This window comes from Methanolobus sp. ZRKC2 (genome assembly GCF_045291185.1).
In the GTDB taxonomy this organism is placed as follows: Archaea; Halobacteriota; Methanosarcinia; order Methanosarcinales; family Methanosarcinaceae; genus Methanolobus.
This window is the reverse complement of sequence record NZ_CP146980.1, coordinates 637,699-649,847: the sequence shown is the minus strand read 5'-3', so window position 1 is coordinate 649,847 and position 12,149 is coordinate 637,699. Positions and strand designations below refer to the sequence as shown.

Below are 12,149 nucleotides of genomic sequence, written 5' to 3'. Positions count from 1 at the left end.
AAAATCAGTTTTTTGTTCATGGAACATAAACCTATCTTTCTATTAAGAATAAGTAGCATCGAAACCAAAGTCTCTGCCGATAAGGGGATAATTGCATGGATGAGATAAGAAAAGGGTTAGAGAATGTTATAGCACTTGAGACTAAAATCGCTTATATTGATGGTATGCAGGGGATACTGAAGTACAGGGGCCATGATATCAATGATCTTGTAAACCTCTCCTATGATGCCGTTTCCTATCTTCTGCTGAGAGGCAACCTCCCGGATGATAAGGAACTTGAAGTCTATTCGGATCAATTAAAAAAAGAAAGGGCGATCTCGGAGGATGTTCTGAATGTATTGACTTTCTGCAACTTCAATATTGAAGCGATGGATGCTTTGCGCACAGCAATATCCTATATTTCCCATTGTGATCCTGATATGGATGATAATTCTTCGGAAGCTAACATCAGGAAAGGGATGAGGATGATTGCTTCATTTCCGACTATAGTGGCTGCTTTTTACAGGATAAAAAGTGGACAGGTTCCACTTGAACCTGATTTAAACATGTCACAGGGAGCTTATTTTTTATACATGATACGTGGCACTGAAGCTACTGAGACAGAAGCAGAGATTATTGAAAAGGATTTTATTCTCAGTGCCGAGCATGAACTGAACCCTTCTACCTTTGCCACAAGACTTGCAACATCAACTCTCTCTGATGTCTATTCTGCGGTAATTGCCGGTCTGTGTACTTTAAAAGGTCCTCTGCACGGGGGAGCACGTATGGAAGTAATGGAAATGCTGGATGAAGTTAAGTCCCCTGAAAGAGCAGGGTCTTATGTGGCGGATAAGATTGAGAATCACGATAGGCTTATGGGCTTTGGTCACAGGGTTTACAAGACTTATGATCCAAGAGGCCTTATATACAAGGATCTTGCCCGTGAGATTGCAGATGAGAAGGGTAATTCAATCTGGTTCGATATAGCGGAATCCATTGAAAAGGCAGCATTTAAGGAATTCGTGGAAAATAAGGGCAAAACTATTTATCCGAATGTGGATTTTTACTCAGCGGTCGTGTACAAATATCTGGAAATTCCTCCAAGACTTGCAACCGCGGTTTTTGCGATAGGAAGAATATCCGGCTGGATAGCTCATTGCCTTGAGCAGTATTCAGATAACCGGGTAATAAGACCCAGAGCTAAATTCGTTGAAATCTAGATTCACAGGAATAATTTATAGTTTATTTAAAAAGGTGACATTAAATGAGCGATACTTCTAATCATGACCCCTTCGGGGCAAAGCAGATTTTTGAAATGGATGGTAAAAAAATAACTTTTTACCAATTAAAAACGCTTGAAGAACTGGGTCTTGTCAAATTATCACCCCTTCCATATTCCATCAGAGTTCTGCTTGAGGCACTTTTAAGAAATGTTGACGGAAAACTTGTCACCGAAGATGAAGTAAAAAGCCTTGCAAGCTGGAGCCCGGAGGAAGTATCTTCTTCAGACATTCCCTTCATTCCTTCAAGAGTTATTCTTCAGGACTTCACAGGTGTGCCTGCGGTTGTGGACCTTGCAGCTATCAGGTCTGCCATGGAAAGACTGGGTGGCGACCCTAATAAGATAAATCCTGTAATTCCTGCAGATCTTGTAATTGACCATTCCGTACAGGTTGATTATTATGGTACTTCCTATGCACGCAACTGCAACGAAAAGTATGAGTTCCATCGCAACAAGGAGCGTTACGAGGTTCTCCACTGGGCACAGAAAGCTTTCGACAACATGAAGGTTGTTCCTCCTGCAAGTGGTATCATTCACCAGGTAAACCTTGAGAATCTGGCGTCTGTTGTACACCTGAGAGAAAAGGATGGTGAACTCGTAGCTTATCCTGATACAATTGTGGGTACTGATTCCCATACAACGATGATAAACGGTCTTGGTGTGCTTGGATGGGGTGTCGGCGGAATAGAAGCCGAGGCAGTGATGCTGGGTCAGCCATATTACATGCCTATTCCCGAAGTAGTCGGTTTCAAGCTCACGGGTGAAATGAAGGATGGTGTCACAGCAACCGATCTTGTGCTTAAGGTTGTACAGATGTTAAGGGAACATGGTGTTGTAGGAAAATTCGTTGAATTCTATGGTCCCGGTTACAAGACGCTTGAGCTTGCTGACAGGGCGGTACTTGCTAATATGGGTCCTGAATACGGTGCAACTATGGGATTCTGTCCGGTTGATGAAGTCACCCTTGGTTATATGCTTATGACCGGGAGAAGCAAAGAACACGTAGACATGGTCAGGGAATACTGCAAAAAGCAGAGTATTTTTATGGAAGATGATTCACCTGAGCCGGAATTCACTTCCACACTGGAACTTGACATGAGTACTGTGGAGGCAAGCCTTGCAGGACCAAAGAGACCACAGGATCGTATTCCTGTTCAGGATATGTCAAGTAGTTTCCACCAGACTATGAAAGATGTCTTTGCTGAAAAGAATGGAAAGGAACTGAGTCCGTCCAATGGAGATTACAGCCGCTGGCTGGAAGAAGGCGGCTACAGCATCGCAGAAATAACTCATCCGCATCACACCGGAATAGAGAAAATTAAATGCGCCGATGATGATATTCATGTGACACATGGTTCCGTTGTTATTGCTTCTATCACATCGTGTACCAACACCTCCAGTCCTTCTTTGATGATTGGAGCGGGTCTGCTGGCAAGGAATGCCGTTGAGCGTGGTCTGAAGGTAAAGCCTTTCGTAAAGACCAGCCTTGCACCCGGATCACGTGTCATTACAGACTATTTTGATGAGGCTGGATTAACACCTTATCTTGATGCACTTGGTTTCCACCTTGTAGGTTATGGCTGTATGACCTGTATCGGTAATAGTGGACCATTGAAGGAGGCGGTTTCCCAGGAGATTGAAAACAAGGACCTCACAGTTGCTGCCGTTCTCAGCGGTAACAGGAACTTTGAGGGCAGGATTAATGCACAGGTGAAGGCCAACTACCTTGCCTCTCCTATGCTTGTTGTTGCTTACGCTCTTGCAGGGACAGTTGATATTGACCTGACAACAGAGCCTGTTGCATGTGATCCTAACGGACAGCCTGTTTATCTGAAAGACATATGGCCCGGAAAGGAAGAGATCGATGAAGTGACAAAAGAATTTGTCAGACCTGAGATGTTCGAAAAACAGTATTCTAATATATTTGAGGGAACAGAACTCTGGAGAGGACTTGATGCTCCTTCCGGTCTTCTTTATGATTGGGATGCTGATTCAACCTACATACAGGAGCCTCCTTTCTTCAAGGATTTCCCGATGGAAACGGAAGATATGAAGGATATTAAAAATGCACATGTGCTTGTCCTTGTAAGCGACAGTATCACTACCGACCACATATCACCTGCAGGCTCCATACGCACAGACTATCCGGCTGGTCAGTATCTGCTCTCAAAGGGTGTAGACGATAAGAACTTCAATTCATATGGTTCCAGGCGTGGAAATCATGAAGTCATGATGAGAGGCACATTCGGTAATGTACGCCTGAAGAACCAGCTTGTTCCGGGCAAAGAAGGCTCATGGACAAGACACGTACCTACTGATGAGGAAATGCACATATATCCTGCGGCAATGAAATATGTTGAGAATGACATTCCCCTGATTATTCTTGCAGGTAAGGAATATGGAACCGGCAGCTCTCGTGATTGGGCTGCAAAGGGCACTCAGCTTTTAGGTGTAAAGGCAGTTATAGCAGAGTCTTTTGAGAGAATTCATCGCAGCAATCTTGTCGGAATGGGTGTATTGCCGCTTAAGTTCACGGACGGTGAGAACGTGCAAAGCCTTGGTCTGACAGGTAAAGAAACATTCGATATAATGGGCATCGAGTCACTTCAGCCAAATGGTGAACTCAGTGTCGTGGCCAAGGATGCTGATTCAAACACAAAAAGCTTCAATGTTACTGTGTGTCTGAACTCAGACATTGAGGTCGAGTATTACAGGAACGGTGGTATCCTCCACAAATTCCTCAGGGATAAGATCAAAGAGGAATGATACTCTCTTTACTACTCCCGTTTTCTCTTTTTTCTAAATTATTCTATATTTTTTATTTTATTTGCTTTAAGTAACGTTTATATAGAGCAAAACAAAATGTTATATAAGGGATATTTTACCAAAACATATTTCCTGTATTGGGGGACGCTTACTTGCAAGAAATAAAAAAGGGCTTAGAAGGCATTGTAGCCTTGGATACCAGAATTTCTTTTATCGATGGTATGCAGGGCATTTTAAGATATAGGGGAATCGATATTGAACAACTGGCAGGTATGACCTATGATGCTGTTTCTTATTTATTGGTCAATGGTGAAATTCCGAACGAGCAGGAATTGGCTGCCTACTCTGCCAGGCTTAAAACTGAACGTCGCATCAATGGTGAGATGACAGACATAATGAGGATTTGCAACTATGGTTCCGAAGCACTTGACTCCTTGAGGACTGCCATCTCATGCACTGCTCAGATGGACTATGAGAACGATAATAATTCACTTGAGGCAAACAAAAATAAAGCTATTCGCCTGATCGCAAAGTTACCTACGATGATTGCTGTAATGTACAGGTGTAAAAACGGTGAAATTCCTTTACAGCCTGATGATGACCTCTCACATGGAGCCAATTTCCTATACATGTTAAGAGGGGAAGAACCCTCTGCAATCGAGGCAGAAGCAATTGAAAAAGATTTCATACTCAGTGCGGAACACGAATTGAACCCATCTACGTTTGCCTTGAGAATTGCAGCTTCCACGCTGGCAGATGCTTATTCAGCTATAATTGCCGGACTGTGTACGCTAAAAGGTCCTTTGCACGGGGGTGCCAGAAAAGGTGTGATGGAAATGCTGGATGAGGTTGCAGTTCCGGAAAATGCTAATGATTATGTTTTATATAAACTGGCCCGGAAACAAAAAATAATGGGTTTTGGGCATAGGGTTTACAGGAACTACGACCCAAGGTCAAGGATATTCAAGGAAATGGCGAAAAAGGTTGCGAAGGAAAACGGTGATACTACTTATTATGAGGTCGCTGAAAATTTAGAGCATGTTATGTATCGTGAATTCCTGGAAGTTCGAGGAAGACCCATTTATCCGAACGTTGATTTTTATTCGGCTGTGATATACAAGTATCTGCAAATACCACCTGAGCTTGCAACCTCTGTGTTTGCTATCGGAAGGGTGTCAGGATGGACTGCCCATTGCTTTGAACAATATACGGATAACCGGGTAATCAGGCCGCGGGCACATTATGTATGATCCTTTGAAACCTTTTCGCTGATTTTTTTCAGGGAAAGGTTCATTTCCTTAAATCCCGCTTTGATATTTTCGCCCATAATGTACAATACCAGCGGAGCAAGTATTCCCCGGAATCTCTCACATTGGATCAGGCGTGTTCTGCTCTTGTCAAGTTCTTCTATTCTGAAAGCATGTTCGCCGTCAAAGATTCCTTTAATCCACATACTTCCCATCCACCGAAACTCCCGGACAGGATTGACTTTTAGTACAGTTGGCTTGAAGGACATGGGCTTGGAACCCGGAGGATGTAACTGGACTTCCAGCTGGGAACCAGCTTCGAGTTTACCTTTTTTGATAAGTATAAAAGGGTTCCATTTTTCAAAGTTTTCAAAATCAGTCAGGATATGCCATACCTTTTCGGCAGGAGCATTGATTTCAATGTCAGTGCATATTTTTTGCATCTAGAAATAAACCTCCCTCAAAAAAGGGACAATAGGAGTTGCATGTGTTCTTAAATAAAATGATATACAATTTAGTATTTAAATTTAAAGTATCTTTCTTAACGCATAATAATAATTCCCTACAGGTATGAGGGTGGCGACCAGATATACAATCCATCCGACTAAGGGTAATTCAATCAACAATAGCAGTATGAACACACCAAGCAAGAGTTCAAGCCACGGCTTTCTTTCCCAGCCGATCTTTGAAAATACATATTTGCCGATCCAAAGACCTGTTATCACCCTGGCAAAGTAAAAGATCACTGCAATCAGTAAAAGAATGAGCACTCCGATGGGTATACCTATGAGCGTCAGTAAAAGCAATACTGAAAGTATCCATGCCCCAAGCACTAACCCGAAACCGATAAGAAAAGTCTTTCCTGGTGAAGAAGTTGTCCTTTCAGCTAATAATTGCATTTTTTCCGGCCATATGGCCAGGACCACAAGGCCTATTATAGCCAGTACTAGGTACTTAAATAGCCACCAGATTATGGAAAAAATTCCAATCCCATCATCTTCATTCCGGTCTCCTCCCTGAATGAATTCAACTTCTCCGGCAACAGTTCCTTCAGGAATGGTGATTCTTTCCGGTGCTATATACCTGAGATTTCCTCCTATCTCTGTTCCGGGCAGTATCGTGAGTTCTCCGGCTTCCATGTCAGCATTTCCTGCTATCTGTCCGCCTATTGTGAGTTCGCCGCCAGATCCCATAGCATCTCCCAAAACGCTTCCTAGCATCTTCATCTGTCCGGATGTGAATGAAAGGTCACCTTTAATTATTGCTTCTCTGGTAACCATTGCCTCTCCTGATGCAGAGAGAAGGTCGTCCCTTACTTCTCCTTCCATATTCAGCGTGCCTGATGCGACTCTTATGTCATCTCCCACGCCACCTGTAATAATAACATCCCCGGCCATTGCCGTGAAATCTTCTGTGATGGTACCCCTGACTTCCACTCTCCCTCCGGCAGCTACTACATCTCCCATAACAGTTCCGGAGATGATTATATTGTTCCCGGCAATATAGAGATCATCTTCCACAACCTCGTCTATGATTACAACATCACCGCTTCTTGTAGTCAAAGCAGTAGCAGGACAACTAAGAGCACTTAGAACCAATAATAGTATCAGGAAAAGGCCAACTCTTCTTTTCATAATTTCCTCATAACCAACCCTATATCAATTAAAGTTTTTATTAATTAAAATCTTTTTCCGGGAGGTTGTTTGAAGTTCAACGTGAAGTGAATCCTAAATTATTGAAATTTTTTGCTTCTTTTTAGATTGCCAGATCAAGATTGAAATGGAAAACACATTTTCTACAGACTTCTATTCAGAAACTGCAAACAGACATTAAAGGCTCAATGTAGTGTTCAAAGGATTTTCGCATTTCCGTATTTAATCCTATTTCGGAAAATAGTTTAAAGTGGCTTTTGGAATTGCTCTGTTACTGAAATAAGTATTATGAACTATAGAAGTCGATTCGATAATTGATTTCTGTTAAGAAAACATTGATAAATATATACTTTGTAACATGAACCAACTTACAGCTGATGAAGGAAGTGATTAACAAGTGCTCAAATGTATGGATTCCGATAATCTACATCGAAGAATAAAAAAAATCATGGGTCAATTAAATGCTATTGACAAAATGATTGATGAAGACGTTCCCTGTGAAGATATTTTAATTCAGATTAATGCAACAAAAAGCGCTTTGCATAAAGTTGGACAAGTTGTGCTGGAGGGTCACTTAAACCACTGCGTCCGGGAAGGAATAGAGCATGGGGAAGCAGATCGAACCATTGCTGAATTTGCTAAAGCAGTAGAACACTTTTCACGAATGTCCTGATACACTATCCTCGTACTCTTTTAATCCTTTTTTATCTCTTTTTGATCACATGATAGTTTAATCTCTGCATTATACCCCTACCTCCATAAGTATATATGCCTATACCCCTATAGGTATGCAAAATAGTGTTACTTATTAAGGTGATCGTGTGAACAGAATAAAAGAAATATTAAACTCCGATGAGTGGATAATTCTTAGCATTGCAATTTCTGTATTTGCATTACTTGTTAGCTTCTTTAATCTTGCAGATCTTCCCATTGATAGTGCATGGGTAGCAGTAATTCTTTGCGGAGTGCCTATTCTGAAAGAGTCTTCTATAGAATTCATTCATAATTTTGACATAAAAGCAGATGTTTTAGTGTCTCTTGCCTTGATCGCGTCTGTATGGATTGGGGAAATTTTTGCAGCAGGTGAAATCGCGGTTATAATGACTATAGGTGCTCTTCTTGAAGAGAGGACTGTTGCAAAAGCCAGATCCGGGATTGAGAAACTGGTTCGTCTGAAACCGCAAAAAGCACGTTTGATTAATGACGGTTCAGAAAAAACCATTCCTTCAGATCAAGTGAATATCGGTGATAAACTCCGTGTTCTTGCAGGTGAAACGATCCCTGTAGATGGCATGATAATATCTGGCAACACTTCTATTGATCAATCGGTTATGACCGGTGAATCTCTGCCTGTGGACAAGAAGGAAGGGGATGAAGTTTTCAGTGGTACCATTAATCAATTCGGCACATTTGAAATGACAGCTACAAAGGTCAGTAAAGACAGTTCCCTGCAAAGAATAATTCGTCTTCTTGAGTCTACAGATGCAGGGAAAGCAAAAGTTGTAGGTCTTGCAGATCGTTGGGCTACATGGATAGTAATTGCTGCGTTGGTATCTGCTGCTTTTACCTGGGTGGTTACCGGAGAGGTTGTTCGTGCAGTTACAATCCTGGTAGTTTTCTGTCCCTGTGCTTTGGTGCTCGCCACGCCCACTGCAATTATGGCAGGAATTGGGAATGCTACAAAATATGGCATATTAATTCGTGAAGGGGATGCTTTGGAACGCCTTGCCAGAATAGGAAGAGTCGCATTCGATAAAACAGGAACCCTGACACATGGAAAACCTGCTGTTGTCGATATAGAAAGTTTCAGCTCTGCCCTTTCTACAGAAGAACTACTATCAATAGCTGCGTCTTCAGAACTTCGTTCCGAGCATCCTTTAGGTAAGGCGGTAGTCAATTATTTCAGATCAGTTACTGACAGGTCCCCCGAAGATCCTTCGACTTTTGAGATGATTGCCGGAAGCGGTGTATCTGCAAATGTTGGCAATAAAGACGTTCTTATCGGAAACGAACAGTTTCTGGAAAAGCATTCGATTATGCTGCCACCGGAGATGAAGAAATCCTTAACCACTCATAAAAACAATAACCATACAGTTCTCTGCATTGCGATTGAAAAGCAGGCTGTCGGCATGATCTCTTTATCCGATTTCCTGCGGGAAGATTCGGTTGGGGTCATAGAAGAGATTCATGGGATGGGAGTAAAAAGCATTTTGCTGACCGGTGATAATTCGGAAGTTGCAGCTCATATGGCAAAGAAAGCAGGAATATTGAATGTTATTGCCAATTGTTTGCCGGAAGATAAGGTGAAGGAAATCAGCCAATACCAGGAAAACGGGGAACATGTCTGTATGCTTGGTGATGGTGTGAACGACGCCCTTGCACTAAAAACATCCAATGTAGGAATTGCAATGGGAAGTTCGGGTAGTGATATTGCTATTGATGCTGCAGATGTTGCTCTTGTTGGGGATGATATTCGAAATCTGCCTCACCTGCTTCGCTTGTCTCGCAAAACAATGAATACCATTAAGCTGAATATTGGTTTTTCATTGTTACTCAACTTTGTTGCGGTTATTCTGGCAATGACCGGAGTCCTGAATCCCGTTGCAGGTGCTTTGGTGCACAATGCAGGTTCGGTCCTGGTTATCATAAACTCCTCATTGTTGCTGACCTGGAAACGAGGAACGCAAAGTAACTTTAGAGTAACATCCTTTGGCAGGGAGCTTTATGCAAAGTTAAGTGCCTGATATTTCAATCTCCAAAATTTTTTCTTTTCTTTTTTATTTTGAAATATTTTTTGTTCTTTGTTAGCATGTCTTATCATACTTTTATACAGATGGCATATTTTGAATTCTAACACCTAAAAGTAATCACTCGAATGATAAAATAGGTAAGAATAGCAGAATTAAAAAAGTAAAACAAATGCCTTTGCACTGATGTGCATCGGCAAACAAATGGAATTAAAGCTTTTCAGCTATCTGGACAGCATTCAGGGCAGCGCCTTTGAGTAGCTGGTCACCGCAGACAAAGAACTCAAGGCCGTGGTCACCAAAGACAAGATTCTGCCTTATTCTGCCAACTTCAACATCATATTTCCTTGTGGCAGTAAGCGGCAATGGATAAACATTGTTCTCGATATCGTCCTTCACTTCAATACCATCAACCTGGCTAAGCAGTTTTCTGGCATCTTCAGGATCTACAGGCTTCTCTGTCTCGATTACTATGCTCTCTGCATGCACCCTCATTGTAGGAATTCTCACACAGGTACAACTGATGGGCATATCCGGTTCACTGAAGATCTTTCTGGTTTCCCAGACTACCTTCATTTCCTCGCGGGTATAGTCGTTATCCTGGAAACTGTCTATATGGGGAATAGCATTGAATGCAATTGGATAAGCAAAGACTTTGTTACTAACTTCCCTTTCATCCAGGTAATTCCTGGTTTCTGATGCCAGTTCGCTCATACCGGCTGCTCCGGCTCCGCTGGTTGCCTGGTAGGTACTGATAATTACTTTCTTTACACCGTATTCCCTGTGAAGCGCATACAACGGAATGGCTGCAATAGCGGTTGTACAGTTGGGGTTAGCAATAAGCTTTGATTCCCCGATAGCTGCTGCATTTATCTCAGGGACTACCAGTGGTACATTGTTATCATACCTGAAAGCACTGCTGTTGTCAATGACATAGCATCCCGCGCTGGTTGCCTTCACGGCGTTATCCTTGCTCCATCCGCCGCTGATTGCAAAGAATGCGATGTCGAGTTCGGAATAATCTGCAAGGTCGGCGTTCTCAATGGTGATCTCCCCAAATGGGGTTTCCATTGTCTTGCCCGCACTCCTTACCGAAGCAAAAAGTCTTAATTCTTCCACAGGGAAATTCCTGTTGTGCAATACTTCAATTATTTCTCTACCTACTGCGCCGGTAGCACCCATAATTCCTACTTTGTAACTCATAATTATGTCATCCGTCAGGTTGCCGGAGTTTCAGTGAAACACCTTTTTTAATGAATATATGATATTGCGGAATGAGCGTTTTTCCTGGCAGTATCATATATATGGAATGATATGAAGATTGTCCTCGGTCAGGTATATGGATAGGGGATCTGATTAAAAAAGCAGTATAAAAAAAGCGTACCTGAGTCAATCAGGCTCAGGTATTGAATGTCAGTGCTTTTGTCGGACATGCGGTTATACATCTTCCACATTTTATGCAGTCCGGTTTGCGTTCGTTGGCATGAACTTCAAGTTGCATAGGGCATGATTTGTCACACTTTTTACAGCTGACACATTTCGAGTTATCCATTTGAAGCTGATATCTGGTGCCACCGATTAGGTTCTGTACTGTTCCCATAGGACAGAAAGTACACCAGGTACGGGGGCTTATAGAAATTCCGGCTACAATTGCGATGGAAGTTGTCATAAGACACATGATTACGAACACCATGCCTATCTGATTGATGACACCTTCAGTTGAGAGCAGCCTGTAGCCCATAAATCCCATCATCATTGCAAAGAGAGGTATTCTGATCCAGAAACTCCTGAGGAAGCCAGGTATTTTTTTGTTCCTGGTGATTTTGCCTATCCAGAAGTCATTGAAACTGCCTCTGGGGCAGAGGTTTCCACAGAACCATCTTCCCCTGAAGATACTGGTTATCATGAGAGTTGCAAAGACCACTAGCAGGAAATATCCCAGCAGAGGGAACCAGAGTCCTGCGATAGATACTATTATTACGAGTATACCAAGATGAGGAGTGATTTTTAGCATTATTTCACCTGTGTTTTTGAATATTTACAGAGGTGGCCATAATTTCATCACTGGTTCTTTTTTCTTCAGCCCAGGCCTGCAATTCACTGTCTACGCGCTTTACCCAGCTGTTTACTATTTCCATAATAAGCTCGCGAATTTCCTTTTTGCTACGTATCTTGTAGACGAAGAAATATCCGCCTCCGTCCATATTGTTCTGGGAGCGTATGAGGATGTTGCGTTCGTATAGCTTCTTCACGCTTCTCTGAACCGTGGAAAGATTCAGTCCCAGTTCATCGGCAATATGCTCGGTATTGAGCCAGTTCTGTCCAAACTGCAGGAAATGTTTGAGTACCTGTAGATCTGCTTTTGTAAGGTTCAGGCCGCATTTTATTACAGCTTCGATTTCAAATTCCTTGCAGGCGAAGTCGATCATATGACACCTCCATTTTTCAACAGTACTGTATTAAAACGGCAGTATAT

General features: G+C 42.3%; 10 protein-coding genes. 5 read left to right on the top strand and 5 right to left on the bottom strand.

The window, feature by feature from the left end; genetic code table 11:
• The first annotated feature begins 95 nt into the window (after nucleotides 1-95).
• The 3 genes from V7O62_RS03115 (at nucleotide 96) to V7O62_RS03105 (ending at nucleotide 5,277) form a co-directional block, all read left to right on the top strand.
• On the top strand, nucleotides 96-1,199 hold the full coding sequence (locus V7O62_RS03115; protein WP_406657561.1) for a citrate/2-methylcitrate synthase: 1,104 nt from the start codon (nucleotides 96-98) through the stop codon (nucleotides 1,197-1,199).
• 44 nt (nucleotides 1,200-1,243) lie between these two features.
• Nucleotides 1,244-4,027 (top strand): aconitate hydratase AcnA, encoded by a 2,784-nt coding sequence (acnA, locus tag V7O62_RS03110; protein WP_406657560.1) that lies wholly within the window; start codon nucleotides 1,244-1,246, stop codon nucleotides 4,025-4,027.
• Nucleotides 4,028-4,179: 152 nt separating this feature from the next.
• Nucleotides 4,180-5,277: a citrate/2-methylcitrate synthase gene (locus tag V7O62_RS03105; protein WP_406657559.1), complete on the top strand. Its 1,098-nt coding sequence runs from the start codon at nucleotides 4,180-4,182 to the stop codon at nucleotides 5,275-5,277.
• Here V7O62_RS03105 and V7O62_RS03100 read toward each other — a convergent pair.
• Nucleotides 5,268-5,717 carry an SRPBCC family protein gene (locus V7O62_RS03100; RefSeq protein WP_406657558.1) on the bottom strand — a complete coding sequence of 150 codons (450 nt, stop codon included), beginning with the start codon at nucleotides 5,715-5,717 and terminating at the stop codon, nucleotides 5,268-5,270. The two genes, V7O62_RS03105 and V7O62_RS03100, sit on opposite strands and share 10 nt — an antisense overlap.
• Before the next feature lie 84 nt (nucleotides 5,718-5,801).
• On the bottom strand, nucleotides 5,802-6,908 hold the full coding sequence (locus V7O62_RS03095; protein WP_406657557.1) for a hypothetical protein: 1,107 nt from the start codon (nucleotides 6,906-6,908) through the stop codon (nucleotides 5,802-5,804).
• Nucleotides 6,909-7,335: 427 nt separating this feature from the next.
• On the opposite strand from V7O62_RS03095, the gene V7O62_RS03090 reads away from it, so the two are divergent.
• Together V7O62_RS03090 and V7O62_RS03085 are read left to right on the top strand one after the other, a co-directional pair.
• A complete protein-coding gene (locus V7O62_RS03090) occupies nucleotides 7,336-7,599 on the top strand; it encodes a metal-sensing transcriptional repressor (protein ID WP_406657556.1) in 264 nt (87 codons plus the stop codon).
• Between the two features lie 148 nt (nucleotides 7,600-7,747).
• Complete coding sequence (locus V7O62_RS03085) at nucleotides 7,748-9,670, top strand: heavy metal translocating P-type ATPase (protein ID WP_406657555.1); 1,923 nt, start codon at nucleotides 7,748-7,750, stop codon at nucleotides 9,668-9,670.
• 213 nt (nucleotides 9,671-9,883) lie between these two features.
• On the opposite strand, the gene V7O62_RS03080 is transcribed toward V7O62_RS03085, so the two are convergent.
• The 3 genes from V7O62_RS03080 to V7O62_RS03070 all read right to left on the bottom strand — a co-directional run bounded on the left by V7O62_RS03080 (nucleotide 9,884) and on the right by V7O62_RS03070 (nucleotide 12,102).
• Entirely contained in the window at nucleotides 9,884-10,876 is a 993-nt protein-coding gene (locus V7O62_RS03080; RefSeq protein WP_406657554.1) for an aspartate-semialdehyde dehydrogenase, read from the bottom strand.
• Nucleotides 10,877-11,072: 196 nt separating this feature from the next.
• Nucleotides 11,073-11,687 carry a 4Fe-4S binding protein gene (locus V7O62_RS03075; RefSeq protein ID WP_406657553.1) on the bottom strand — a complete coding sequence of 205 codons (615 nt, stop codon included), beginning with the start codon at nucleotides 11,685-11,687 and terminating at the stop codon, nucleotides 11,073-11,075.
• A 4-nt stretch (nucleotides 11,688-11,691) separates the two neighbouring features.
• Complete coding sequence (locus V7O62_RS03070; RefSeq protein ID WP_406657552.1) at nucleotides 11,692-12,102, bottom strand: MarR family transcriptional regulator; 411 nt, start codon at nucleotides 12,100-12,102, stop codon at nucleotides 11,692-11,694.
• Nucleotides 12,103-12,149 lie beyond the last annotated feature (47 nt).

Excerpts from the sequence above, each read along its gene's own strand:
- V7O62_RS03115 (WP_406657561.1), top strand. The coding sequence starts at position 96 with ATGGATGAGATAAGAAAAGGGTTAGAGAATGTTATAGCACTTGAGACT.
- acnA (WP_406657560.1), top strand. The coding sequence starts at position 1,244 with ATGAGCGATACTTCTAATCATGACCCCTTCGGGGCAAAGCAGATTTTT.
- V7O62_RS03100 (WP_406657558.1), bottom strand. The coding sequence starts at position 5,717 with ATGCAAAAAATATGCACTGACATTGAAATCAATGCTCCTGCCGAAAAG.
- V7O62_RS03095 (WP_406657557.1), bottom strand. The coding sequence starts at position 6,908 with ATGAAAAGAAGAGTTGGCCTTTTCCTGATACTATTATTGGTTCTAAGT.
- V7O62_RS03090 (WP_406657556.1), top strand. The coding sequence starts at position 7,336 with ATGGATTCCGATAATCTACATCGAAGAATAAAAAAAATCATGGGTCAA.
- V7O62_RS03080 (WP_406657554.1), bottom strand. The coding sequence starts at position 10,876 with ATGAGTTACAAAGTAGGAATTATGGGTGCTACCGGCGCAGTAGGTAGA.
- V7O62_RS03075 (WP_406657553.1), bottom strand. The coding sequence starts at position 11,687 with ATGCTAAAAATCACTCCTCATCTTGGTATACTCGTAATAATAGTATCT.
- V7O62_RS03070 (WP_406657552.1), bottom strand. The coding sequence starts at position 12,102 with ATGATCGACTTCGCCTGCAAGGAATTTGAAATCGAAGCTGTAATAAAA.